Source organism: Paenibacillus sp. PastM-3 (assembly GCF_029893965.1).
Lineage (GTDB): Bacteria > Bacillota > Bacilli > Paenibacillales > Paenibacillaceae > Paenibacillus_AQ.
The window spans coordinates 825,534-850,193 of record NZ_JARXXP010000001.1 but is presented as its reverse complement, the minus strand read 5'-3'; the positions used below and the strand labels follow the sequence as shown (position 1 = coordinate 850,193).

At 51.3% G+C, this 24,660-nt stretch carries 21 protein-coding genes; 16 read left to right on the top strand and 5 right to left on the bottom strand.

The window, feature by feature from the left end:
- Positions 1 to 218: 218 nt before the first annotated feature.
- Together gdhA and M2108_RS03880 are read right to left on the bottom strand one after the other, a co-directional pair.
- Positions 219 to 1,598, bottom strand: a complete 1,380-nt coding sequence (gdhA, locus tag M2108_RS03885) for an NADP-specific glutamate dehydrogenase (protein WP_277467163.1) — start codon at positions 1,596 to 1,598, stop codon at positions 219 to 221.
- Between the two features lie 255 nt (positions 1,599 to 1,853).
- Positions 1,854 to 3,038 carry an L-threonylcarbamoyladenylate synthase gene (locus M2108_RS03880; protein ID WP_277467165.1) on the bottom strand — a complete coding sequence of 395 codons (1,185 nt, stop codon included), beginning with the start codon at positions 3,036 to 3,038 and terminating at the stop codon, positions 1,854 to 1,856.
- Positions 3,039 to 3,303: 265 nt separating this feature from the next.
- Between M2108_RS03880 and M2108_RS03875 the strand changes: the two genes are divergently transcribed.
- The 7 genes from M2108_RS03875 (at position 3,304) to M2108_RS03845 (ending at position 13,069) form a co-directional block, all read left to right on the top strand.
- Positions 3,304 to 4,776, top strand: a complete 1,473-nt coding sequence (locus M2108_RS03875; RefSeq protein WP_277467166.1) for a stalk domain-containing protein — start codon at positions 3,304 to 3,306, stop codon at positions 4,774 to 4,776.
- 364 nt (positions 4,777 to 5,140) lie between these two features.
- The gene (locus tag M2108_RS03870) at positions 5,141 to 6,088 is read left to right on the top strand and encodes an EamA family transporter (RefSeq protein ID WP_277467772.1); all 948 of its coding nucleotides are present in this window, start codon (positions 5,141 to 5,143) and stop codon (positions 6,086 to 6,088) included.
- 448 nt (positions 6,089 to 6,536) lie between these two features.
- Positions 6,537 to 7,451: a class I SAM-dependent methyltransferase gene (locus M2108_RS03865; RefSeq protein ID WP_277467168.1), complete on the top strand. Its 915-nt coding sequence runs from the start codon at positions 6,537 to 6,539 to the stop codon at positions 7,449 to 7,451.
- A 510-nt stretch (positions 7,452 to 7,961) separates the two neighbouring features.
- The gene (locus tag M2108_RS03860) at positions 7,962 to 8,921 is read left to right on the top strand and encodes an ABC transporter substrate-binding protein (protein ID WP_277467169.1); all 960 of its coding nucleotides are present in this window, start codon (positions 7,962 to 7,964) and stop codon (positions 8,919 to 8,921) included.
- Positions 8,922 to 9,234: 313 nt separating this feature from the next.
- The gene (locus tag M2108_RS03855; RefSeq protein ID WP_277467170.1) at positions 9,235 to 10,002 is read left to right on the top strand and encodes an SDR family NAD(P)-dependent oxidoreductase; all 768 of its coding nucleotides are present in this window, start codon (positions 9,235 to 9,237) and stop codon (positions 10,000 to 10,002) included.
- Between the two features lie 134 nt (positions 10,003 to 10,136).
- Complete coding sequence (locus tag M2108_RS03850; RefSeq protein ID WP_068725772.1) at positions 10,137 to 10,496, top strand: MDR/zinc-dependent alcohol dehydrogenase-like family protein; 360 nt, start codon at positions 10,137 to 10,139, stop codon at positions 10,494 to 10,496.
- A 188-nt stretch (positions 10,497 to 10,684) separates the two neighbouring features.
- Positions 10,685 to 13,069 carry a polyprenyl synthetase family protein gene (locus M2108_RS03845; protein ID WP_277467171.1) on the top strand — a complete coding sequence of 795 codons (2,385 nt, stop codon included), beginning with the start codon at positions 10,685 to 10,687 and terminating at the stop codon, positions 13,067 to 13,069.
- A gap of 69 nt (positions 13,070 to 13,138) precedes the next feature.
- On the opposite strand, the gene M2108_RS03840 is transcribed toward M2108_RS03845, so the two are convergent.
- Positions 13,139 to 13,423 (bottom strand): alpha/beta fold hydrolase, encoded by a 285-nt coding sequence (locus M2108_RS03840; protein WP_277467172.1) that lies wholly within the window; start codon positions 13,421 to 13,423, stop codon positions 13,139 to 13,141.
- Positions 13,424 to 13,545: 122 nt separating this feature from the next.
- Positions 13,546 to 14,415 carry a hypothetical protein gene (locus tag M2108_RS03835; protein ID WP_280776878.1) on the bottom strand — a complete coding sequence of 290 codons (870 nt, stop codon included), beginning with the start codon at positions 14,413 to 14,415 and terminating at the stop codon, positions 13,546 to 13,548.
- A gap of 339 nt (positions 14,416 to 14,754) precedes the next feature.
- On the opposite strand from M2108_RS03835, the gene M2108_RS03830 reads away from it, so the two are divergent.
- On the top strand, positions 14,755 to 15,117 hold the full coding sequence (locus M2108_RS03830) for a BlaI/MecI/CopY family transcriptional regulator (protein WP_277467174.1): 363 nt from the start codon (positions 14,755 to 14,757) through the stop codon (positions 15,115 to 15,117).
- Between the two features lie 2 nt (positions 15,118 to 15,119).
- On the top strand, positions 15,120 to 17,276 hold the full coding sequence (locus M2108_RS03825) for a M56 family metallopeptidase (RefSeq protein ID WP_277467175.1): 2,157 nt from the start codon (positions 15,120 to 15,122) through the stop codon (positions 17,274 to 17,276).
- Positions 17,277 to 17,376: 100 nt separating this feature from the next.
- On the opposite strand, the gene M2108_RS03820 is transcribed toward M2108_RS03825, so the two are convergent.
- Entirely contained in the window at positions 17,377 to 17,928 is a 552-nt protein-coding gene (locus tag M2108_RS03820) for a DUF1697 domain-containing protein (RefSeq protein ID WP_277467176.1), read from the bottom strand.
- A 193-nt stretch (positions 17,929 to 18,121) separates the two neighbouring features.
- Between M2108_RS03820 and M2108_RS03815 the strand changes: the two genes are divergently transcribed.
- The 7 genes from M2108_RS03815 to mnhG all read left to right on the top strand — a co-directional run bounded on the left by M2108_RS03815 (position 18,122) and on the right by mnhG (position 24,609).
- Positions 18,122 to 18,730, top strand: coding sequence for an adenine nucleotide alpha hydrolase family protein (locus tag M2108_RS03815; protein WP_090719909.1), 609 nt, complete (start codon positions 18,122 to 18,124; stop codon positions 18,728 to 18,730).
- A 67-nt stretch (positions 18,731 to 18,797) separates the two neighbouring features.
- On the top strand, positions 18,798 to 21,668 hold the full coding sequence (locus M2108_RS03810) for a Na+/H+ antiporter subunit A (protein ID WP_277467178.1): 2,871 nt from the start codon (positions 18,798 to 18,800) through the stop codon (positions 21,666 to 21,668).
- Positions 21,668 to 22,003, top strand: coding sequence for a Na(+)/H(+) antiporter subunit C (locus M2108_RS03805; RefSeq protein ID WP_277467179.1), 336 nt, complete (start codon positions 21,668 to 21,670; stop codon positions 22,001 to 22,003). Before M2108_RS03810 ends, M2108_RS03805 begins: the two co-directional genes overlap by 1 nt.
- Positions 22,000 to 23,478 (top strand): Na+/H+ antiporter subunit D, encoded by a 1,479-nt coding sequence (locus M2108_RS03800; RefSeq protein ID WP_277467180.1) that lies wholly within the window; start codon positions 22,000 to 22,002, stop codon positions 23,476 to 23,478. Before M2108_RS03805 ends, M2108_RS03800 begins: the two co-directional genes overlap by 4 nt.
- 6 nt (positions 23,479 to 23,484) lie before the next feature.
- A complete protein-coding gene (locus M2108_RS03795) occupies positions 23,485 to 23,964 on the top strand; it encodes a Na+/H+ antiporter subunit E (protein ID WP_277467181.1) in 480 nt (159 codons plus the stop codon).
- On the top strand, positions 23,961 to 24,254 hold the full coding sequence (locus tag M2108_RS03790) for a Na(+)/H(+) antiporter subunit F1 (RefSeq protein ID WP_277467182.1): 294 nt from the start codon (positions 23,961 to 23,963) through the stop codon (positions 24,252 to 24,254). Before M2108_RS03795 ends, M2108_RS03790 begins: the two co-directional genes overlap by 4 nt.
- Positions 24,229 to 24,609, top strand: coding sequence for a monovalent cation/H(+) antiporter subunit G (mnhG, locus tag M2108_RS03785; RefSeq protein ID WP_221800025.1), 381 nt, complete (start codon positions 24,229 to 24,231; stop codon positions 24,607 to 24,609). The genes M2108_RS03790 and mnhG overlap by 26 nt, the downstream gene beginning before the upstream one ends.
- The last annotated feature ends 51 nt before the right edge of the window (positions 24,610 to 24,660 follow it).

Below are 24,660 nucleotides of genomic sequence, written 5' to 3'. Positions count from 1 at the left end.
CATTTGTTCTAATCATTAGATGGAAAAACAACACTTATATTAGCCGGTTAACCCCATTGGAGGCAAAAACAGTGGAATTAAGTGGCATTTTTCCAACTAGCGGGCTCTAACGGGCGGCTGATCATCGAAATAGATGGCGTTTTTCCATTTAGCTTGAACAGCAGCATTTCTCGGTCGTGCAGAAATCATAGATTTCAACAAGTATGAGGCGTTAGGCTTTAGACTACACCCTGGGCCAGCATGGCATCCGCGACCTTCAGGAAGCCTGCGATGTTCGAGCCTGCAACAAGATTGCCTGGCATATCGTACTCCTCGGCAGCCCGGACGCTGCTGCGGTAAATGTTCTTCATAATCATCCGCAGACGCTCATCCACCTCTTCGAACGACCAGGAGAGCCTCATCCCGTTCTGGCTCATTTCCAGTCCCGAGACCGCGACGCCGCCGGCATTAGCAGCCTTAGCCGGTGCAAAGAGGATTCCCTGCTGCAGGAAGTAATTGATGGCAGGCAGGGTGGAAGGCATATTGGCGCCTTCTCCGACCGCGATTACGCCGCCGGACACAAGGGCACGCGCTGCATCCTCATCGAGCTCATTCTGCGTGGCGCAGGGGAGGGCAATCCGGCAGGGGATTGTCCAGATTCCCGTGCTGCCTTCCGTATATTCAGCATGCGGATGCGCCGTAACATATTCGCTGATCCGTGCGCGCTCCTGCTCCTTCAGCCGCTTCACTGTATCCAGATTAATACCCTGCGGATCATAGATATAACCGCCGGAATCACTGCAGGCCACAACCAGCGCCCCGAGCTGCTGGAGCTTCTCGATGGCATAGATAGACACATTTCCCGAGCCGGAGACAACGACGGTCTGGCCTTCGAAATCCTGTCCCTGTACCGCCAGCATCTCCTGGACGAAATAGACCAGGCCATAGCCGGTTGCTTCCTTGCGTGCCAGGCTTCCTCCGTACAGCAGGCCTTTGCCGGTCAGCACTCCGGCCTCATGGCCGCCGTGGATGCGCTTGTACTGTCCGAACATGTAGCCGATCTCCCGGGCCCCTACACCAATATCTCCTGCCGGAATATCGGTATCCTGGCCGATATGGCGGTAGAGCTCGGTCATAAAGCTCTGGGTAAACGCCATTACTTCGCGGTCGGATTTACCCTTGGGGTCAAAATCTGAACCGCCTTTACCGCCGCCGATCGGCAGTCCGGTCAGGGCATTTTTGAAAATTTGCTCAAAGCCGAGAAATTTGATGATTCCCGAGTAGACGGAAGGGTGGAAGCGGAGGCCGCCTTTATAGGGGCCGATAGCACTGTTAAACTGCACCCGGTAGCCGCGGTTGACCTTGACCGCTCCGGCATCATCTGTCCAGGGCACCCGGAAGGAGATGGTGCGTTCCGGTTCGACAAGCCGCTCCAGAACGGCATTCGCCTGATATTGCGGATGGCGTGCCAGCACAGGTACCAGACATTCCAGAATCTCTTTTACCGCCTGATGAAATTCCTGCTCCAGCGGGTCACGGCGGGTAACCTCACTGTATACGCGTTGCACATATTCTTCAGCTAAAGCTGTTGCTGATGCTGTTGATGAAATCGTAGACACTTGAACCAACACTCCCTGTTTATGTAGTTTGTAAAGTTAGCTTGCTGCGGACGGCACGATATTATTAAGAATTTAAAAGAATTTTACTAAAACCTGACATGAAATTACCAATCAATTCTTTTTTGATGGCTAATTAATAAATTCTATAAAACTAACAAACAGTGTTATATTTATGCAATGGAAAACAAAAAAGATATCCCAAAACGCCTGCTCAGGCGTATGGAATATCTCTTTATTTCCGGGTTAAGTGATTAGTCAGTCCGTGCGGACAACCGATCCGCCGGCAGCTTTGCGCAGCCGGTTCATAATAGCAGAGCCCAGTCCGGAGTCCGGACAAGCCTCGGCAATGATGTAATCTGCCGAAACTTCATCAAAGTAACGCAAGGCGCTATAGAGAATCCGCGCCCCTTCTTCCAGTGCGGCTAACGGGCCGAGTGAAACAATATAATCTGCGGCATCGTCAGAATACAAGGCGCGGTGCTCCTCGAACAGCAGCAATCCGGTCTTCTCGCCGCGTCCGCGCGCTTCCAGCAGCAGCGCGGCTGCAGTGTCCGCCGCCCGCTGCGGCGATGTGCCGCTTACAATGGAGAGCGAGCCCTGCGGCGCATAATGCGTGTATTTCATGCCCGGCGAGCGTGGCGCCGGGCTGCTGTCCCCGCCGGCGTCAGCCCCGCCGGCCTGCGCTGCCCCGCCGGCTTCCCCGGAAGGCGGGGCAGCAACGGCACCGGCTACTGCCGACAGCTGCTCGGCAGTAATCCCGCCCGGACGGAGGATGACGGCGGTCCCGTCCGGCTGTACCTGGACTACCGTCGATTCGACGCCGACTCCGGTAGGCCCGTCATCGAGGACCCCGCCGATGTAGCCGGCGAGGTCCTCCATTACATGGGCGGCCGCCGTGGGGCTCGGCCGCCCGGAGCGGTTGGCGCTCGGCGCTGCCACGGGGCAGCCGGAGCGCTCAAGCAGGGCCAGCGCTGCCGGGTGATCCGGCATGCGCACGGCAACGGTGTCCAGTCCCGCTGTTACACGCGGGGACAGGACACCGGGTCGTACCGGCAGCACCAGGGACAGCGGGCCGGGCCAGAAGGCATCCATCAGGGCAGCGGCGGCCGGATGGATGTCTGAGACAAGCTCGCCGAGCTGCTCCCGCCGGGCGATATGAACAATCAGCGGATTGTCGGAGGGACGGCCCTTGGCGGCGAATACGGCCTCAACGGCAGCGGTATTCCGCGCATCCGCGCCAAGGCCGTAGACGGTTTCCGTCGGAAAAGCGACCGTTCCCCCGCCGGCCAGGATAGCGGCAGCTTCGGCAAGCGACTGCTGGTCTGCAGCGGAATATTGCCGCTCAGCAGTACTGCTTCCGGCAGGCTCCAGCCGCCAGTAACGGGTTTCGCTGTATGGTTGTGTCCTGTGCTGGACAGCAAAGGAAAAAGGGTCGGACATCATAGTTGCATCACGAACTTTCTGTTGTAATTTCTATGCAGCTGACTGATATGGGGATTCAGCTGATCCTGTAAATAGTAACATACCTGTTCGTGAATTTACAGGGATAACCGGCGTTCTCACAGCTGCAGCAGAAACAGATTAGCCGTCAGATTAGGCACAGGTCCTGAAAGGGGGTATATTACTTTATATGGAAGATTAGAGAAATGATTCTGCAGGGTATGAACTTCGCAAGAAGCTAGTGACAACGGGAGGAGACGTGGATATGCGCAAAATGGTAGTACGGTTTATGGCAGTCATTATGACCGCAGTTTTATTTGTACCTGCTGGTGCACGGGAAATTGAAGCTGCGGCCGGGCTTCGTGCGGTCAGTGTGGCGGGAGGAACAGCCCACGCATTGGCCGCATGGAGCGACGGAACGGTTACCGGCTGGGGGTATAACAAGTTCGGCCAGGTTGGTGACGGAACCACAATTGATCAATACATCCCGCGAAAAATTTCCGGACTCGCCGGTATCGTTCAAGTGGCCGCCGGAACCAACAATTCCTTTGCTCTGAGCGCAGCAGGGGAAGTATGGGGCTGGGGCTCAACCTACGGGACATATATGAGTCTTGATCCATTGTCACCTGTCCAAAAGGGCGGTCCGCTCAAGCTTGAGGGGCTGCAGAATGTGGCTTCTATTGTCACGAATGGTTATACGGGCCTGGCGGTAAAAAAGGACGGCACAGCAACGATGTGGTACCCGTCTTACGAATCAGCTGATAACAGTCCGATGCGAATGATCGTGCGTTACCTGCCGCTGCCCGGTGTATCCGGCATCAAATCGGCCGTTATAGCCGGTACCGATGCGCTGTTTCTTACCGGAGACGGCGCTGTAAAACAGCTGAGCATCTATAACAGCGTATACGGCAGAGTCCGCTGGGCCAGTGATCCCGTCACCGTAAACACACTTGCCGATTCGGGGATCAGACAAATCGCCGCCTCGGGTGACAATGATGCCTTTCTGCTGCGCACAGACGGACAGGTGCTGCGCTGGAACCGGACGCTGCAGGCACCGTCTGCGGTTTCAGGTCTGGGCAGTACCTATAAGCTTCAGACAGGCAGCAACAAGCTGTTTGCGGTGCGGACGAACGGGACGCTCTGGCAGTGGAATTACAATGCCGGGGGGGCAGCCAAGCCATTTCAGGTTAATAATGCCCAGAGCATCACTGAAGTATGGGGCACAACGGGAACCTTCGGCTTTGCCCAGCGCAAGGACGGCACGCTGCTGGGCTGGGGGGAAGGGTTTTACGGCGGTCTGGCAACGGGCAGCGGTACTGTAACCAATGACGATACCATAGCAGCCATACCGGTTCAGCAACCGCTCCAATATTCGGTAAACGGGCAAGCCGTTGATTTTTACGGAACTTCGGCTGTGATCGGAGGCAAGCTGTATGTCCCTTATACCAGTGTGTTTAAAGCCCTTGGAGTGAAGGCGAATATGAGCCTGTCCAATCCTGATCCGAAATACAACAACTACCGGTTTACCGTATGGTCGTTTGTCTATGGTGATACCACCGTGCACATCAAAACTACTGATCCGGCACTGCTGTTCATTAACGGCAACAAGTCAGGACAGGCGGTTACGCTGCATAAATATGCTGACACCACCCTCTTCCCGCTACAGCAGCTCAGTGAACTGCTCGGTATACGTGTGAACTGGAATCCGGCAACCGGTGAAGTGCGGCTGGAGGGCTGATCTGTTCAAAAGAATCCCTTGTTCGCTGTCATGCTCTTTTATAACCGACAATACAAGCTGTCACATATACAGTGAATTAGAAGTTTTGCTTAAATTTAAATCATTTAAGGGTTGACACCACCTGACTTGCCGTGTAACATATGAAAAGTCGTCATGCTAATAACTTCAATATTTCTCGTATAACCCCGCAGCCGTTAAGGCATGGATAGGGCGGGGGTTTCTACAGGAAGCCTATTCTTCCTAACTACGATGTTAAAGACCGGTTAGTCGGTCCTTATCACGGAGTTAGGATTTTTTGCGTGCTGCGGCCATTCACAGATTTAGAAGTTCAGAAGATTCAGGAGGCCTATTTAACATGAAAGATATGAAATACCTGATTTCCGTGCTGATCGGAGCGATGAGCTACGGTATCCTGTCAACCATTGTTGTACTGGCATACGGCCAGGGTTACAAGCTTGGTGAAGTGGTAGGAACACAACTGCTGACCGGCTGCATACTGGCCTGGCTGCTGGCTGCCTTCACCAAGGTGAGAGCAAGCCGGAAGCTGAGCAGCGGCGGAAGTACACAGCCAGCGGATACACCCGCATTTCAGGCGCTTACCTGGAAGCACCGGCTGCTGCTGATGCTGGCCGGGGCACCGACTGTAGTTACAGGCCTGCTCTACTATCAGTCCCTGCGCTACATTCCGGCATCGCTGGCGATCATTCTGCTGTTCCAGTTCACCTGGATCAGTGTGCTGATCCAGTCTGTCAGCAAACGGCAGCGTCCGGATAAAATCACCATGCTGACTCTGCTGCTGCTGTTCGGCGGCACCCTGCTGGCAGCAGGGATTCTGGGCCAGGGAACCTCCCGGTTCAACCTGCTGGGGGTCGCACTCGGGCTGTTGTCAGCCGTCAGCTATTCCCTGTTCATTATTTTCAGCGGCAAAGCCGTTCCGGCAGCGCATCCGGCATACCGCAGCGCATGGATGGTCACCGGCGGCATGGTACTGCTGTTCATTATGTTCCCGCCGCACTTCCTCTTTAACGGGCTTCTGTGGGGGCCGCTGCTGCTGTTCGGCTTTCTGCTGGGATTGTTCGGCGCGTTCATTCCGCCGGTTATGTTCGCGATCGGGGTGCCGCATATCGGCGGAGGGATGGCCGGAATACTGGGTGCAGCCGAGCTGCCGGTAGCCGTTCTGATGTCTTCCTTCGTGCTGAATGAGCATGTCAGCGGCCTGCAGTGGATCGGGGTTGTAGTGGTCCTTCTGGGAGTTGTACTGCCAGAGCTGTATAAGCTGCGCTGGAGCAATTCGGAGGCCGTTGCTTCTTAGGCGGCGGCCGATAAAACAAGAGGTGTCTCAAAAGCCGCTACCGGCGGATTGGGACACCTCTTTTTGCTAGTTTGGGCAATATTTACTGCTTACTGCTCCACCTATATGCTTCCTGTAACAAGCATACTGAGGAGATTTAAGCTTGTCTGGAGCAGGTGTTAGACCGCTATACAAATCTCTGATCTGACATCTTTACTGGAAGAACCGGATCTATTGAAAGCAAAGGATTTAGAACGGGTAATAAGGGGATAAAAGCAGCCAAAAAAGGATTGAACAGCATCCCGGAGGGGAAGTGTTCAGTCCTTTTTACATAAAAAAAACGCCTTATATATGGCGAAAATGTGAAACTTATAAAGTTTACACCTTTATTATACCATAAAATAACAAAAAAATCAAGTATTGTTTGCCCGGATGGCCGTATGATACAACTGGAGTGAGGTGATAAAAGATGAAAAATAGAAGCTTAACTGCTCTGGTCAGCGCGTTTGCCAGAGCCTATCATGCAGAGCATAATCAGTATCCCGTATTTAAAGACAGTCTTGCCCGGGCAATACTGACGGATGAAGAGTATTCTAACATCGGAGTTCAAATGTCTCAAGGAATCGGGTTCTTTTTGCCGGAATTCAAGGGTTCACAGGAGGAAGCGCTGCGGGCAGTTGTTGACTTCCAGCTGTCTCCGACTCCGCTCGGCCGGGCAGCCTTTACCGAGCAGGCACTGCATAATGCGGTCATGCTGGGAGCAGGCCAGTATCTGATCCTTGCGGCCGGATATGACACGTTTGCTTACCGCCAGCCGGAGTGGGCAGGACACCTGCAGATTTACGAAATCGATCATCCTGCAACTGCAGAGGACAAGCGGCTACGGACGGCCGTTCTTTTTCCCGGCCAGCCTGCCAATGTACATGAGGTGCCTGCCGATTTGACAGAAGCCGGGTGGGAGAAGCTCCTCCTGGCGGCTCCGGAATTTGATCCGTCCCGCATTAGCTTCAGCAGCCTGCTTGGCATCAGCTACTATTTGACCAAGACCGAGTTTAAGCAGCTGCTGTCTGTGCTTGCAGATATGCTTCCTGCCGGGAGCAGCTTCGCTTTTGATTATCCCGACGGATTTACATTTACTTCGGAAGCCGGAGAACGGACACAGAAGCAGGTTATGATGGCCGCACAGTCAGGCGAGCCGATGCAGGCAAGCTATACTTATCCGGAGCTGGAACAGCTGCTGGAGGATTGCGGGCTTCTGATCTATAGGCACCTTATACCGCCGGAAATAACCAGGGAGCTGTTTCAGGCTTACAATGACAAGCAGCCAGAACATCCTCTTAGCGCTTTTGATAATGTGAACTATTGTCTGGCAGTAAAAAGGTAATTAATGATGCTTCGTAAAAATCGTTTTAAATGGAAATGAATGAAACTGTTAACTGAAGTATCCCTTGAATTTCTTGATGTCTTATACTTAGAAAACAACCGGGTATGGAATTTAGAACCTATTCGCAACCTTACATTCACTCATTATTATGACACCGGGCATATTTAAGCTTCCTGCAACTAAGCGACAACTATTTGGATCTGAAAGAATCCGTTGATGCACCGTTGTTGCTAAAGAATAACAGTATATTTGTACCTGTGCGCTTTGTATCCGACTTTTTGGAATCTTCCGTAGGATACATGACAAATCCTAAAACAGTACTGATATTCGAGAAAAAATAGTTTCATTGTATATTTAAATTATTTATGTTCAACAAACACCTTTAGCAGTTCGTCCATGTTATTTGCCCGAAAAGTCCATGTTCAAAGCCTGCGGATTTCTCTATCATAACTACTATGATAATGATTATCATTATTAACAAAATCATATTTTGGAGAGTGGTAGCAGGCTATGAAAAAGAGAATTATGGGTATGGTACTTGCCGGGGTTATGGCACTGGGTATCGCTTCTGCAGCAAGCGTGAGTGCAGCTCCAGTCAACGTTGCAAAAGCTACAACGGCCACGCAAAAGATCACTTATAAAGGCAAGGTATATACCGTACCGGCCAAGACAGATAATATCGTCATTACCGGGGCGCTGGAAGCAATGGAAGACGCGCTGGTATTGAATTTTAAACCAAAAGGCATGATTACAGTCGGGGGTAAATTCCCTGCATTGTTCTCTAACATTTCAACCGGGGTTAAGGGAATCGGCGAAAAAACAGAGCCTGACTTCGAGGCCATTCTGAAGATCAAGCCTGCCGTTATTCTCAGCAGCACCAAATTCCCGGCCGAAACCAATGAAAAGCTGGCGAAAATTGCGACAACCATTCCTGTATCCCATATTGCGACAGACTGGATGAACAACCTGAAGCTGCTGGCTGCGCTGACCGGTAAGCAGAAGGAATCCACCCAGGCCATCGTTAAATACCAGAATGAGCTGAAGGTGGCCAAGGCCAAGCTTGCCCCTAAATTTAAAGATAAGACAGTAGTCGCGGTGCGTATCCGCAGCGGCAACCTGTTCCTGTATCCTAAGGATGTCTTCTTTAACCGTTCCCTGTATGCGGATCTCGGCGCAGCCGTGCCGAAAGAAGTACAGTCGGTAAAGGCACAGCAGAATATTTCACTGGAAGCCTTCGCTGCGATCAATCCGGACTACCTGTTTGTGCAATTCTCAAAGGATGAGAATGCAGACAACCCTAAGGCACTGGAAGAGCTGCAGAAGAACGCGATCTGGAAGAGCCTCAAAGCTGTGAAGAGCGGAAATGTCTATGTTAATCTGGTAGACCCGCTCGCTCAAGGCGGAACAGCCTACAGCAAATTCTCCTTCCTTGAAGCATTGATGAAGACCAAGCTGTACACAGGCAAATAAAGAGAATTCACATATAATTTTCATAAAAATGCAGGGAGCCGCTAAACGGCTCTCCTTTTTTTACGGTTACAAATAAAAAAATCAGATAACAGTGTATTATTTTACAAAAAGGAGTATTCGATTAAGTGTTTCTATGGTACAATTTAACTAATTTGTCGAAAAAGCTCGCATAAGGGCGGATTGTAACAGAGCGGGGATGCTGCCGCTTCATTACCGGATTCCCTGTGTATGCCTCCCGGGCCATTGCCCGGCTGGTTATTCCATGGATTCAAACGGCAAAGCCAGCAAATTACAACAAGAAAGCGGTGTTTAGATGAGTAGCAGATTTAATGGGAAAGTAGCGATCGTAACTGGAGCAGGAAGCGGTATCGGACGGGCTACAGCTCTCAAGCTTGCCAGTGAAGGTGCATCAGTAGTCTGTGTGACCATTTCCGAATCGGGAAAAGCTACGGTCCGTGAAATCACTGAACAGGGCGGAGAGGCGCTTTTTATCCAGGGCGACGTTTCTAAAGAGCCTGTTGTACAGGGCGTTATCCAAGAAACCATCGAACGCTACGGTAAAATTGACTGCCTGTATAACAACGCAGCCATCACCGGTGACAACACGCTTGTAGTAGACTATCCGCTCGAAACGTTCAACCGCGTTATCGAAACAAATCTCTACAGCCAATTCATGATGATGAAATATGCGCTTCCGCACATGACATCAGGTTCATCGATTCTGAACTGCGCTTCCCTGCATGGTACAATCGGCATGGCCGGCGATGCTGCATACTCCGCAAGTAAGCACGCCATTATCGGCTTGACCAAATCTGTAGCAGCTGAAGTGGGTCACCTTAACATTCGTGCAAATGTGCTTGCACCGGGACCGGTTCCGACTGTGATGATGGGCCGTTATGAGCGTCTGCTGTCCGATGATGTGGAAGGTCTGCAGTCGGCAATTGCCTCGGGTACAGCACTTAAGCGGTATGGGACTCCGGAAGAAGTAGCGAACTTTGTCTGCTTCCTGCTGAGTGAAGAGGCCGGTTTCATTACAGGTACTGTTCATCTGATTGACGGTGGCTATTCAGCTACCAAATAACAGCTCTTCCTATCAGGGAACTGAATATTATTAAATACATTAATTATATTCCTTTTTCTCTCAACAAAGCTTAAACAAAAACCGATATAAATCATATATACATATGATTTAATATTATACTTGGAGGAATCAGCATGCCTTACACAATGGAAGTTAACACGGCAAAAAATCAAGTGGTTGTAAAAGCAATGGGTCTTACAGAAGCAGATGTGCCTTCTTACATCTCTGATTTCGAAAAAGCAATGAAACAGCTCAAACCGGGCTTCACCGGGATTACTGATGTAACTGGTTCCCCGACCATTCTGTCCCCTGAGGTTGCTGCAATGCTGGCTCCTACAGGCGAAATGGCTGTTGCCAACGGCCTTGGCGGCTGGGTATATGTCGCTAACTCTCCAATCTGGAAAATGCAGATGAAGAGACTGTTCGGAAGCTTTGCTGTACACTATCCGACTTATGAGGAAGCTGATGCATACCTGCTAAGCCTGAAGAAATAAGGTGCAGCATTACAGGAAAGGCCCTTCGGGGCCTTTTTTTTATTCATAAGTATAGATGCAGTATAGATTGAGCGTAACCTTCCTGCCCACAGTCCGTATAAGGAGGAGAAAAAGCCTGCACCGTGTTTGTTCAACAGGACAAATCCAGCTGTGTACAGTACAAATAAGAGTCAAGGGTTGTGCATCGAATGAAAGAAAACTTCAGGAAGACAGCAACAGAGGAGTACGGCAATGCGGAACAGAAGGCGCTCAGATACTTCACGGCACTCCATAACCAGGTTATCAACAAATCGCAAATCCAGGTCCTGACTGAAGACATTCAGATATGGAAAAAAAATCACCTCCGGCGCTTCAGCGGATTATCCGTATTCTCCAGAGCAGGCCGCAAACCGGATACCCGGGATTTTTACCGCTACATTCAGTGGCTTAAAGTTACAGGGAAACTGACAGAATACCTGAACCGCAGCATCTCCTATATGTACATGAGAGATTTAGGCAAGGATTTGAATGCCCCGGAGACACAGCGGCGGATACAGCGGACGGCTGATGATATGAGCCGGCTTCTGTCAAGCCCCCCCGGCAGGAACGGGACGACGGGACCGGAGTTTATGAATCTGGCGGAGGTGTACCGCTGGGCCCGGAAAGAAGGCATAGAAACGGCAATCATCTGGCTGTTCAAGAAGCTGCGGGCCGTAGCTGCCCAAATTCCAGAGGGAATGAGCGCAGAGCATGCCCAGCGTAAGCTGATTAAGATTATTATAGGGGTTGTCCTGCATGTCATTGAGGAAATGGGGGAGGATGCAGCGCCGGCGGAGCGCTCCCGCAGACTGGACGCCGCAGTGAGGCTCGGTTATTCCTACGGCCTGACCTATCCGTTTGTGGATGATCTGCTGGATTCGAGTATTCTGACTCCCCATGAGAAGGAGCAGTATTCCGCATTCATCGGCAGCGCACTGCTGTCAGGGGAAGTGCCGGAGCTGGACGTATGGTCCGGTCAGAACAGGCAGCTGATTCAGTATATCCATAAGGAGCTTACAGAAGCATTTGTCTATATCAGGGATCATCAGAATGCGGACAGCCGGCAGACCTTTTTTGCCCAGTCCCATGTCTTTTTTCAGGCTCAGGATATTGACCGTGTCAAGCTTCTTTCCTATAAGGGATACACCAATGAGGAGCTGTATATCCCCGTCATTCTGAAATCGTCCTCATCCCGGCTGATTGCCCGTTCAGTGATCAGTGCTCCCCCGGATGAAGGCTTTGAGGAGCGGACTTTTTACTTCGGCATTTACAATCAGCTGGCAGATGATTTTGCCGATATGGAGCAAGACCTGAAAGACGGGGCTGTCACCCCGTATACTTATTATTTAAAGTATCATCAGGAAAGGCCTGATCTGATCAATCCTTTTGAAGTCTACTGGGCGGTTGTAGCCAACCTGATTCACAGTGTCTACCATTCTGATTCCAAAGCGCGAGAAGTGATACTGGACCGGGCGGTCAACGGGCTTAAACGTTACAGAGAACGTGCGGGAGCCGTCAAATACAATGAGACGATGAAGCTTTTTGCCGGCGGCTTAGGGGAGTTGGGCCGTTTACTGCAAAAAATGGTCAGCAAGGCGGATGACGTGGACTTTTTTGACAAGCTGCTGCGTGACGGTTTAATCGATCAGCTCAAACAGGATGCCCGGGAGCAGGAGGAATTCTCCGGCACCTTGCAAAATGTCCGTTCCCTGATTAACAATGAACTGAAGTTCAGCAGTCCGCAGAGCCTTCCGGCTATGCAGGAACGGCTGGTCCATGCCGCCAATTATAGTCTGGAAGGGGACGGGAAGCGGCTGCGTCCCATCCTGACCTGGGTTATGGGGGTGAACGGATACGGGCTGGACGCACCGGCGATTATGCCTCTGCTGCGGTCGCTGGAGTATATGCATACGGCATCGCTGATCTTTGATGATTTGCCTTCGCAGGACAATGCCCCGACCCGCAGAGGACGTGAGACCCTGCACCAGGTTCAGAGCAGCGCGGTAGCCGAATTAACCGGACTGTACCTGATCCAGCAGGCGACCTTTCAGCAGGCGTCACTGAACCGCTTCAAGCCGGAGACCGTATTGGCTCTGATCCGTTATTCGGCGCAAAAGGCAGCAGATATGTGCATGGGACAGATGATGGATCTCGATTCCAAAGGTAAAGCTCTGACCTTGGAGCAGCTGGACAGGATATGCTTTTACAAGACAGGAGTCGCTTTTGAGGCTTGTCTGGTGATGCCGGCGATTCTGGCTGAAGCGGAAGAAGCGGAGATTGAAGCACTGAAGCGGTTTGCTTACCATATGGGGATTGCTTTTCAGATCAGGGATGATCTGCTGGATGTGGAAGGGGAAGCCCATGTGCTCGGCAAGCCCGCCGGCAACGATGTACTCAATAACCAGTCGAATTTCGTCTCGATTCTCGGGCAGGATGGTGCCGGAAAGGAAATGTGGCAGCATTACTGTCTGGCAAGTGACGCGCTGCAAGAAATTCCCCGCAATATCCCTTTCCTGAAGCATCTGCTTAATTATGTGGTGAACCGGGAGCGGTAAATGAGTATGCTATAAAAAGCCCGCATTCTTTGCAGGCTTTTTTGTGCTTCTTGATGAGCTTCCGGGTGATCAAATCATCCGCTTGATTTCGTCCACAATCAGCTGGGGCTCTGTATACATGATCATATGCCCGGAACGTCTGGCCTCGACGAGCCTGCTGCCCGGGTGGCCTGCCGCCGTTTTTCGGTGGGCTTCAAGCAGCGCAGGTCTGGTCTTCTTCTCCATCCGCGAAATATGGGTGCCGGAGATGATCGTCAAGGGGATACTGCCGAGCTGAACCGGCTCGTCCAGCAGTCCCTTCAGATCCCGGAGGAAATTCCTGCCCTCTGCAAGTATGGTCCGGCCCGCCTGCATCGTAAAGTCCTCACGCCTGTGATCAGCATAGACCTCGGCAGGCTGAACCCTGCCGGGCCTGCTCCCGATCAGCTGCTCTGAGAGAGCGGTGATCCGGCCATCAATCTGAAAGGGATAGGTGTTCAGGTAAGCTGCCGCTTCAACACTTCTGCATCCTCAATGCATAACGGATTCGCCCAAAAGTCTACATCCGGACGCTCAAGAAGTATTTTAAGGTTCTTGTACTCAGCCATAAATGCTGTAACAGGATGATTTGTTAAACGGTGTCCGTTTTTTATATCAAGCAGCTGCATTTGCTGTAGTAACGCTTCTTTGTCTGCTGCAAGGTCAGTATAAAGAATAATGAAATAAGGGAAATCACTACAGGGGCTTAACATCATAAACAATCTGTCCTCCTCAGCCGGACCTTTGCTAAATAGCCTCCCCGAAGGATAATATACTAAACGCTGCTCCATGGATAGTTCATTAAATTCAAATTGCTGATACTTGAGGTCTAGCGGCTTGCCGGTGTACTCAGTAACGATGTTCTCCAAACAATTCTCGTACCATAAGGCATTCCCTATAGTGTCAGCTTTTTCTGCAACAAAGTAGAGAGAATCAAACTTTTCCGCTCGTACAGGTCTGCCATACCAGGCCCCGTCATCAGAATAAATATATCCTTTTGTCAGTTCAGCCAAGGCAGAGGCAATGAGGCCATAAGCCAGATTGATAATTGCAGGCTGCCCCGCAGATCTGCGGAACGACCAGTAATGCCCGATAGACAAAGAGTCGAACACGTTAAGGTATGTATCGCCATACTCTCTGAAACTATCCCAAATCTCCAAGGTGAGCTCATCCACCTTACAGTAATAAGCATCCGTTCCTCCGCCATGACTCGGTTCAACATAAAACCAAGCATACTCTGTATTCCAATCTGCAGTTTGGAGACTTGTATCGCTAGGCAAAAGGATGGTTTCATCCAGCCGGACATGTATTTGCGGCATCTGCTTCACTTCATATCCCTCTAAAAAGCAGCTCAGCTTCCTGTTAGCAAGCTCCAGCAATGCTGTTACAGTTGGAACTTCAGGGATCCCCGGGTACACTTCAAATGTTGTGCTGATTTTTCCTGCGCCTCCTTATAGTTACTTCTAATGAAATTATAAAACAAACCTCTGTAATATAGAAGATTTAACAATACCTTCATAGTAATAATAACTTGAGGAGATCGAAGCAAGCAGCTAAGGTGCGCCCGCTGCCTTTTTATGTGCGTGTGTATCGACAAATCGGTCTACAAGTTGTAAACTGATAAAACAGGAGGTCTACAAATTGTAAACCGTAAGGGGCTGAATATATTGAAAGCAGTAAGGCTGACTGAAACAGAGGCCAGGCTGGCAGAGCTGATCTGGAAGGGTGAGCCGCTGCCCTCCGGGGAGCTGGTGAAGCTGTGCGAAGCCAAGCTGGGCTGGAAGAAATCGACTACCTATACCATGCTGAAACGGCTGGAGGCTAAAGGGCTGTTTCATAACGGAGACGGCACGGTGGTGTCACTGATCAGCAAGGAGGATTTCCATGCTGAGAGAAGCAAGCAGTTCGTGGAAGAGACGTTCGGGGGATCGCTGCCGCGGTTTCTCGCTGCGTTCACACGCAGCCGGAAGCTGGAAGAGAAGGAGATTGACGAGCTGCTGAAGCTGATTAACGAGAAGGAGGAGGAATAGTCATGACGGCTGTTTTTCAGACCGTGCTGCAGATGAGCGTTGCCGGAAGCTACGTCATCCTGCTCGTACTGGTTGCCAGGTTCATGCTAAGAAAGGCACCTAAGCTGCTCTCTTATATCCTCTGGTTCGCGGTGCTGTTTCGTCTACTCTGTCCTTTATCCTTTGAGACGCCCTACAGTCTGTTGCCTGAACTGGGAAGGGGCAATCTGCAGGCTGCCGTAGTCGGTACACAGACTATAGTTCAGCCGCCACTGGATTCAGCGCCAGAGCCTTCAACACCGGCAGGCGGTACGGCAGGAGGTACGGAAGGAGGTACGACTGGCGGTATCACTGCGGATGAGGACCGCGTGGCGGCGGGTTCTGCTGCAACGGGAACGGCTGGAACAATGCCTGTGATAGCTGCAGCCGCCACATTATCATCCGCAGAACGCTGGCAGACTGTGGCGGGGTATGTCTGGCTCGGCGGAATGTCAGTTATGCTGGCCGGCGGCCTTGTCTCAGCCATTCGGTTAAACAGGAAATTGAAGGGAGCACGGCATCAAAGTGGAAACATCTACGAGTGGGGCGGGGCGAAGACTCCGTTCGTGTTCGGCCTGCTGAAGCCCCGCATCATTATGCCTGCAGGGCTTGGAGAACATGAACGCGGCTATATCATCCGGCACGAGCAGGTTCATATCAGCAGGCTTGACCACATGGTGAAGCTTGCTGCTTTTGCCGCGCTCTGTCTGCACTGGTTCAATCCGCTGATCTGGCTTGCTGTCCGCCTCATGGATGAGGATATGGAGAAATCCTGCGATGAGGCGGTGATCCGGAAGCTGGGCAGTGGCATCAAGAAGGACTATTCTGCCTCGCTGCTCTCGCTGTCCACCGGCAGAACCTTTACAGGCCGTACTCCGCTTGCCTTCGGTGAGAACAGTACGAAAGGGCGGATTAAAAATATTCTGAATTACCGGAAGCCGTCCTTCTGGGCGGTTACATCTGCGGCAGCATTAGTCATTATAACTGTTGCAGTTGCCGGTTTAACGGGGAATATGCGCTCTCAAAAGCTGACCGAAGCAGATTATGCCAAGCAATATATAGCGGACCAGATAGCCGGGATAGAGAACGGGGTAAGCGGCGCTGTCATTGTAGACAGCGAAATGACCGTGTTTGAGCAGGCTGGCCGGGTAGAGGGTCTGCTCCCGGAGCCGCTTGAGCTGTGGCGGCTCGAGTACCGGCTGGAGCCGGATGACCTCAGCAAGCTGCCGCTGGCTGGCGGTATGAACGCGGTTGACGGTAAGATTACGGAAGACAGCAGTAGGGGGAAACCGTTGCTGGTGTTTGCTTATGAAGGAGATACTCCACGTTATGAAGGCGTAATCTGGAGCGCGGAATACGATCTGGGCACACCGGCCGGACGGGAAACGGCACTGCAGGTCTTCTTGGAGCGCAAAGGGATGCTGGAACATGAGACGTACAGCGGAAATCATGCGATTGCGAAGTTTGTGATGTCGGATGGAACCTCTGCCCATCTGCTGCTGTCCCAGCCCACAGTACAGGGCGATTCCGGTATTTGGGTTGTCGAACGCTGGAAGGATGGCAACGGTTATGAGTATTACGAGACACCGGATACCTCCTTACCTTCCGCAGAGTATTTTGCCGGTCTGCAGGCAGCGGCAGACCAGGGGCAGCAGGCAGCTGAGCTGCTGGACCCTGCACAGGCAGCGGCTGCATTCGTACAGGATGAGCTGGGCTGGAACCTTACCAGGGAGCAGATTGAGCTGCAAATTCCCGCAACATCTGCAGACTTCACTATATCTCCCGTAAGCGAGCTCTTGGGCTATGTTAGCGGTATAACTCTGACGGAGCCCGGATTTAAATTCGATAATGCGGAGTGGCTGACGGAGGACGAAGAACCGGCCCGGCTGCGGAGGCTGGGCATTGACCCGGAGCGTGATATGCCGGGAGGCTTCTACGTCCTGAATAAGCTTGCCATCAAGGACCCGTTGGAGCTGTCGGACGAAGCGGAGTTTAATATTATGGACGGCGCTTCACCCAAAGCAGTCAGCAGGGCGGAATTTATAGAGCGGCTTGATATAATGTCCGACTCCGGGATGCTGTGCACCGTAACAACGCAGGATGGCAAGGTAATCCGGATAGCCGAAAGATATTTGCCGTAGCGTTAAAATGAAGCCGTACCTGAGAGCTTACAGCTATAAGCCTTAGGTGCGGCTTTGATGTTTCAGTGCAGCCGGTGCGGATTCAGGAGGTGCAGGGTTTTTATGCCTGCTGCGCTTCTGCCGCCAGCATTAGCTGGTAAATCTTGCGGGTCGTATTCACATTACGCACGGTCATTAGCTTGTACACCGTGCTGCCGATGAGCTTGGCCATTGCACTTTTAATAACATTCTCGCGCTCCACGGAATACAATACGGCGCCGGGAACATACAGGAGGGTACCGATTCCGGGCTTCAACGGCAGCTTGTCCAGTACGGATTCATCATCTGCTTCATCCCACAGGAACATGACATCGCTTCTGAGCTTGTCGTCGTTGCTCCAGGAGTCAGGAAGGGCTTCCATGACTGTGCGAATCTCATCCAGGCTCCGGATCAGAACTTTAATGTTAAGGCTGAAGTCTTTCTGGATCGTCATTTCGAGCAGTTTCGGCAAATCCTCCCGCGGATGGTCAGCAGCAAAGATGATATTCCCGGAATTGATATAGGTGGTTACGGAGGTCATGCCGGCCTGTTCAAAAGTCTGTTTGAGCAGCTTCATATTAATAATGTTGTTACCGCCCACATTGATCCCTCTTAGTAGTGCAACATAGATCATCCTAATCCCTGCTTCCTGTAATCTTGACTTTTCTATGTCCGTAAACTTTACAAATAGTATCTTAATCGATATACTTTAAATATAACATTTAAGGGTACAGAACAACAGAAAGGGGCCTTACGCCAGTAGGCTCCTTTTGTATTTCTTGCCCATTTCAAACAGGAGGGCGAAGGTCATTCACAAGGAAAAGATTATGGTATGTGTTCATTATGGTCCCCACGGAGAGCGTTTAATCCGGCGCGGTGTCCAGCTGTCCGAGCTTATCGGGGCACCGCTGTATGTGCTTAATGTCGAAAGTTCGGACACGGATGAATACAATCAGAGTAAGGAAATGTTTATGGCTGTCTGGAAACGTCTGGCCGAGGAAGCCGGGGCTGAGTTCATGGTCCGCAAACGCCGGGGCCGCAAGACTACAGATGTTATCGTTGAAGCAGCTGAAGAAAAAGAAGTAACCCAGATCATTATCGGACAATCCGCACAGACGCTGTGGCAGGAGCTGACCAAGCGTAATTTTGTCAATGAGCTGATTAGCAAAATGAAGATGATGGATCTGCATGTTGTGGCTGTCCAGCGGATGCGCGCGGGTCTTGAGGAAACGCATGAAGAGGGCGTTGTTTCTTATCTGGTCAAAAACGGCGGTGTTTATCAGCTTAGTGATGAGCCGGAGGGAACAGATTTTATTAAAGGAAAATTTTTTCATGAATTGCATACCGAATTCGAGAATGGCTTGTTCAGAATTGAGCAAGATGGTAAGGCGAGATATTTGCATATCTGCGAGGGGATTTTGACAGACCCGCTGTAGCCGGGTTTTGCTTCTGGGAGTAAGTACCATTGTTCACAACTTAAAAATACAGGGTGGAAAAGGAGGCTTGCCTTTGCTTCATATAACCGTTCTTGTTCCGTTTCTGCTGGCCCTAATGATAGCGCTTCTTCGCGGGAACCTGCCGAAACTCCATAGAGGGTGGATGGTGCTTGCCGGACCGCTGGCGTTGTTCGTTTATTTTTTGACCCGCATACCGGTCATCAAGGGAGGGGACTCCGGATACGAGACTGTATCATGGATTCCGTCACTTGGCATTGATCTGGTATTCCACCTGGATGGATTAAGTTTGCTGTTTGCATTGCTGATTACAGGGATGGGGACACTTGTCATCCTCTATTCCATTTACTATCTGGACAAACGCAAGGAAGAGCTGACCCCGTTTTATGTGTATTTGCTGTTATTTATGGGGGCTATGCTTGGAGTCGTGCTGTCCGATAATTTGATGGTGCTCTACGGCTTCTGGGAGCTGACCAGTGTCTCCTCATTCCTGCTGATTGCTTTTTGGCACCGCAGACAGAAGTCGCGTTACGGTGCGCTTAAGTCGATGCTGATTACCGTCTTCGGCGGTCTGGCGATGTTCGCAGGCTTCCTGATGCTGTATGTCATGACCGGGACATTCAGCATCCGGGAAATCTGGAGCCAGGCTGGCGATATTAGCGGACAAACGCTATTTATTCCTGCGATGCTGCTTATTCTGCTGGGTGCCTTTACCAAGTCAGCCCAGTTTCCGTTTCACATCTGGCTTCCTGATGCAATGGAAGCGCCGACTCCGGTCAGTGCTTACCTGCATTCGGCAACCATGGTCAAAGCCGGCCTGTATCTGGTGGCGCGTTTCAGCCCGGTCTTTGCGGGGCAACATGAGTGGTTTTGGATTGTGTCGGGTGTCGGCCTGATCACCTTGATCTATGGATCGATCCAGGCGATGAAGCAGACGGACCTGAAGGCTCTGTTAGCCTACTCCACAATCAGTCAGCTCGGACTGATTATGGGATTACTCGGTATGGGATCGGCAGCTTCATTCTATACGGGAGAAGAAGCTGTATACTATACCGCCGCAACAACGGCAGCGCTGTTCCATTTGTTTAACCATGCCATATTTAAAGGCTCATTGTTTATGGTTGTCGGAATCGTCGACCATGAGACTAATACCCGTGATCTGCGCAAGCTGGGCGGGCTGGTATCACTGATGCCGGTGACCTTTACAGTCGCGCTGATCGGCAGCTTCTCTATGGCCGGTCTGCCGCCGTTTGCCGGATTCCTCAGTAAGGAAATGTTCTTCACTGCAGTTCTGAATATCCGGGAGCTCGATATCTTGAGTGTGCAATCCCTGTTTACAATCGTTCCGGTTGTAGCCTGGATTGCAAGCATCTTTACCTTTGCATACAGCATGATTATGGTTTTTCATACCTTTTTCGGCAAATACCAGCCGGAGAAGCTGGATAAAAAACCGCATGAGGCGCCGTTCGGGCTGCTGCTGTCGCCGATCCTGCTGGCTTTGCTGGCAGTCGTTACCGGCCTGTTCCCGAATATGCTGTCCAAAACGCTGATTGTACCTGGAATGAATGCGATCCATCCGCAGATAGCTGCGGGCTCCCCTTTTTACGTCAATATTTATTTCTGGCACGGCTTCACTACCGAAGTCTGGATGACGCTTGGTGTTATTATTCTGGGAATAGTCGTGTACCGGATCTATGGCGGGCTGAGCCTCGTCGATAAAGAATGGGGCAGAGGCAGAGGCTTCACGCTTAACCAGGTTTATGACGGCAGCATCCGGCTGGTCGAGCGGACCTCACGCTCAATTACCGGGCTGTATATGACAGGCTCCATGCGCCATTATCTGATGTATATTTTTACATTGATCATTGTGGTTGTTGGCGGGGCCATGCTGTATACAGACGGCATTACCCTGGGGCAAGGGGAATATGCCCCGATTTCCTTCTTTGAAGGGGTTGCCGTGCTGGTCATGCTGACCGGTACACTGGCTATTCCGTTTGCCAAGTCCAGGGTTTCGGCGATTCTGCTGACAGGCATGGTGGGCTATATGGTGACGCTGCTCTTTATCCTGTTCCGTGCTCCCGATCTGGCACTTACCCAGATGATTGTCGAGGTAGTGTCTGTAACGCTGTTCCTGCTCTGCTTCCGGCATCTGCCGAGGCTTGGGCGGGAGAAGATCAAATTCAAGCTGAAGCTGCCGAAGCTGATGATATCCATCGGATTCGGTGCAACCATGACGCTGGTCGCACTGGCGGCGCTTGACAGCAGCCCGTTCGAATCGATTTCAAGCTTCTATACGGAGAACAGCTACGAGCTAGGCGGCGGAAAAAACATTGTCAACGTCCTGCTGGTGGATTTCCGCGGCTTTGATACGATGTTTGAACTTACCGTATTGGGACTGGCCTCGCTGGCCATTTATTCCATGATCAAGCTGAAGGTGGAACCGGACAATAAGCCTGCAGCAGTCAAGAGCATGTTTGACGATGCAAAGCCCCTTTACTCCCGCAGCAATGACGTGCTGCTTCAATCGGTAGCGAAGGTGGCGTTTGTCATTATCATTACGTTCTCCCTGTATCTGTTCTTTGCAGGTCATAATAATCCCGGCGGCGGCTTTATCGGAGCCCTGATGGCTGCGGCCGCGCTCGTTCTGCTGGCGATTGCGTTCGGCATTGATTTTGTGGAAAAAGTACTTCCGGTCAATTACCGCATGCTGATTGCAGTTGGCATCATCCTGGCTTTCTTAACCGGTATAGGGTCGTTTATATTCGATGCACCCTTCCTCAGCCAGGCCTTCGGCTATTACGAACTGCCGGTATTGGGTACAACCGAGCTGACCACAGCGATGCTGTTCGATCTGGGCGTCTACCTGTCGGTTATCGGAGTCACTATGAATATTATCTTTACGATCGGGAGGGATAACTGATGGAGCTCCTTATTGCCCTGGCGATCGGTGTCTTGTTTACTGTAGGTGTATATCTGGTTCTCTCCAAAAGCCTGCTGCGTATCCTGCTGGGTACGACACTGATAACACACGGGGTTCATCTGCTGCTGCTGACCATGGCCGGACTCAAGACCGGCGCTGCACCGCTGCTTGGCGAAAAGGCGGAATCTTATGTCGATCCCCTGCCGCAGGCGCTTATCCTCACCTCGATTGTAATCAGCTTCGGGGTGTCGGCTTTCTTCATCGTTCTTGCTTACCGCGCATACCGCTCGGCAGGGATGGATGATGTGGAAGGCAACAAGGGGGAGAGATCATGAACAATCTGCTGGTGCTGCCTCTGCTGATTCCTGCTTTTACGGCAGTGATCCTGATTTTCCTGAAAGAGCAGATTGGCCTGCAGCGTATCATTAGTGCAGTCAGTGTGTTTCTGAATATTGCAGTTGCTGTAACGATTGTATACCAGGTCAAAACAGACGGGATTCAAACGCTGCATATGGGAGGATGGATTCCGCCTTACGGCATTGTCTTTGTCGCTGACATGTTTGCGGCCCTGCTCGTCCTGGTGACGGCGGTCGTGGGTGCAGCCTGTCTCTTCTTTTCCTTTGCCAGTATCGGGGAGGAGCGGGAGCGGTTTTACTACTACACGTTTTTCCATTTCCTGCTGACGGGAGTGTACGGATCCTTCCTGACCGGAGATCTGTTTAACCTGTTCGTCTGCTTTGAGGTACTGCTTGTCGCCTCCTATTCCTTGATCGTGCTAGGCGGAACGAGAGTCCAATTGCGCGAAACGCTCAAATATATACTGGTCAATGTCATTTCCTCTGCTCTGTTTGTGGCAGCAATTGCCTATCTGTATGGAGCGACAGGGACGCTTAATATGGCGCATCTGGCTATGCGTGTAGCAGAGGCAGGACAGGGCGGCGTCATGAATGTTATCGCCGTGCTGCTGCTGCTTGTATTCTCGCTCAAGGCCGGTCTGCTGCTGTTTTTCTGGCTTCCGGATTCCTACAGCGCTCCTCCGCTGGCGGTAAGGGCATTGTTCGGCGCATTGCTGACCAAAGTAGGACTGTATGCTATCACCCGCGTGTTTACGCTGATCTTTATCCACAATCCGGATCTGACGCATTCACTAATGGCCTGGATGGCTGGAGCAACGATGATTCTGGGGGCGATCGGAGCACTTGCGTACAATGATCTGAGCCGGATTTTTAACTATAACATAGTAATCAGCATAGGTTTTATTGCTTTTGGTATTTCGGTCCTGACCCAGGATTCGCTCAGCGGGGCTGTATTCTATCTGATGCATGACATGATTGCCAAGGCGCTGCTGTTCTTCCTGGGCGGAATGATTCTGGCCGCTTCCGGAACAGAGCAGCTGAAACAGATGGGCGGGCTTATCCGCAGATACCCCTATACAGGGTGGATGTTCTTTATTCTAACGCTTGCCCTGGTGGGTGTACCCCCGCTTAGCGGCTTTGCCGGAAAGGTTATGATGATCCGCAGCGGATTTGGTGAATTGCATGTAGCCCTTTCACTGATTGCGCTGGCGTCAAGCTTCGTTGTCCTGTATTCGCTGATCAAAGTGTTCCAGGAGGTATTCTGGGGCGGTGAGAGAAGCGATGAGGAGATCCGCCCACTGCGTTACAAGGCGATGATGGCACCTTCTGCTGTACTGTTTGTCCTTCTGATTCTGATGGGTATCGGTGCCGAGACGGTGAACGAATATGTTCTCCAGGCCGGAGCTGTGCTGGCTGATCCGGCACAATACATTAACGCTGTCATGAAGGAGTAGATGCGGATGGCTTTTCAAATATTGTTAAATTTCATGATAACGTTCCTGTGGATGTTCCTGAATAATAACTGGACGGCATCCGGTTTCATTGTCGGCTATGTGCTCGGTATTGTTGTTCTGTTTGGATTACGACGGTTCTTTAACGGCCGCTTGTATATTGACAGAGGATGGGCTGTAGTAAAACTGGCTATACTGTTTCTCCGGGAGCTGGTCGTATCCAGTTATGTGGTGGTAAAGGCGGTGCTGAGACCCAATCTTAATATCCGTCCGGCCATTCTCATGTACACTACGGAGCTGAAGTCAGACTGGGAGATTGCCGTGCTGATTACCCTGCTCTGTCTGACTCCGGGATCGGTTGTCCTGGAGGTATCCAAAGATAACCGGACCTTATATATTCATGCTATGGATATCGAAGATGCCGAGCAGTTCAGAGCCAATATCCGCAATACGTTTGAACGCGCGATTCTGGAGGTGTCCCGTTCATGATCCACTTTATACTCATGCTGTCGGTTTCCATTATGGTAATCTCCATCGCCATTTGTGCCTGGAGACTGGTGAAGGGGCCGTCACTGCCTGACCGGATTGCCGCATTGGATACAATCGGCATTAATCTGCTGGCAATGGTGGCTGTACTCTCGGTGCTCTTTAAGACCCAATCCTTCATTGAATATATTCTGCTGATCGGAATTCTCTCTTTTATCGGAACGATGGCCTTTGCCAGATATATCGAAAGGAGAGTGGTGTTTGAACATGGAAGTGATCAAAACGATAGTTGAGCTGCTGTTTGCACTGCTTATTCTGACAGGGGCGCTGCTAAGCGCGGTTAGTTCGTTTGGACTGATCCGTCTGCCCGATGTGTATCTGAGATCACATGCCGCAGCCAAAAGCGCCACGCTTGGTGTCTTGTGTGTGCTGAGCGGTGCATTTCTCTACTTTGCCTTTTTTCTTGATTTCATCAGCGCGAAGCTGCTGCTGGGGATTGTGTTCGTATTCATGACCTCGCCTTTGTCGGCTCATCTGACCGGGCGTGCTGCATACCGGACCGGCGTTCCGCTGTGGAACCGGCGTATCCAGGACGATTTGAAAGAGGTCTTGGAGAAGGAGCGGATCAAGTCTGACCCGACTGCATAGCCTCAGAATTGAAACAGGGATGTCTTCTGGCCATGGCTGGCTGAGAAGCAT

What these genes read in the sequence shown, in the direction of transcription:
- M2108_RS03880 (WP_277467165.1), bottom strand. Translation starts at nt 3,038, where the DNA reads ATGTCCGACCCTTTTTCCTTTGCTGTCCAGCACAGGACACAACCATAC.
- M2108_RS03875 (WP_277467166.1), top strand. Translation starts at nt 3,304, where the DNA reads ATGCGCAAAATGGTAGTACGGTTTATGGCAGTCATTATGACCGCAGTT.
- M2108_RS03870 (WP_277467772.1), top strand. Translation starts at nt 5,141, where the DNA reads ATGAAATACCTGATTTCCGTGCTGATCGGAGCGATGAGCTACGGTATC.
- M2108_RS03865 (WP_277467168.1), top strand. Translation starts at nt 6,537, where the DNA reads ATGAAAAATAGAAGCTTAACTGCTCTGGTCAGCGCGTTTGCCAGAGCC.
- M2108_RS03860 (WP_277467169.1), top strand. Translation starts at nt 7,962, where the DNA reads ATGAAAAAGAGAATTATGGGTATGGTACTTGCCGGGGTTATGGCACTG.
- M2108_RS03855 (WP_277467170.1), top strand. Translation starts at nt 9,235, where the DNA reads ATGAGTAGCAGATTTAATGGGAAAGTAGCGATCGTAACTGGAGCAGGA.
- M2108_RS03850 (WP_068725772.1), top strand. Translation starts at nt 10,137, where the DNA reads ATGCCTTACACAATGGAAGTTAACACGGCAAAAAATCAAGTGGTTGTA.
- M2108_RS03845 (WP_277467171.1), top strand. Translation starts at nt 10,685, where the DNA reads ATGAAAGAAAACTTCAGGAAGACAGCAACAGAGGAGTACGGCAATGCG.
- M2108_RS03840 (WP_277467172.1), bottom strand. Translation starts at nt 13,423, where the DNA reads ATGCAGGCGGGCCGGACCATACTTGCAGAGGGCAGGAATTTCCTCCGG.
- M2108_RS03825 (WP_277467175.1), top strand. Translation starts at nt 15,120, where the DNA reads ATGACGGCTGTTTTTCAGACCGTGCTGCAGATGAGCGTTGCCGGAAGC.
- M2108_RS03820 (WP_277467176.1), bottom strand. Translation starts at nt 17,928, where the DNA reads ATGATCTATGTTGCACTACTAAGAGGGATCAATGTGGGCGGTAACAAC.
- M2108_RS03815 (WP_090719909.1), top strand. Translation starts at nt 18,122, where the DNA reads ATGGTATGTGTTCATTATGGTCCCCACGGAGAGCGTTTAATCCGGCGC.
- M2108_RS03805 (WP_277467179.1), top strand. Translation starts at nt 21,668, where the DNA reads ATGGAGCTCCTTATTGCCCTGGCGATCGGTGTCTTGTTTACTGTAGGT.
- M2108_RS03800 (WP_277467180.1), top strand. Translation starts at nt 22,000, where the DNA reads ATGAACAATCTGCTGGTGCTGCCTCTGCTGATTCCTGCTTTTACGGCA.
- M2108_RS03795 (WP_277467181.1), top strand. Translation starts at nt 23,485, where the DNA reads ATGGCTTTTCAAATATTGTTAAATTTCATGATAACGTTCCTGTGGATG.
- M2108_RS03790 (WP_277467182.1), top strand. Translation starts at nt 23,961, where the DNA reads ATGATCCACTTTATACTCATGCTGTCGGTTTCCATTATGGTAATCTCC.
- mnhG (WP_221800025.1), top strand. Translation starts at nt 24,229, where the DNA reads ATGGAAGTGATCAAAACGATAGTTGAGCTGCTGTTTGCACTGCTTATT.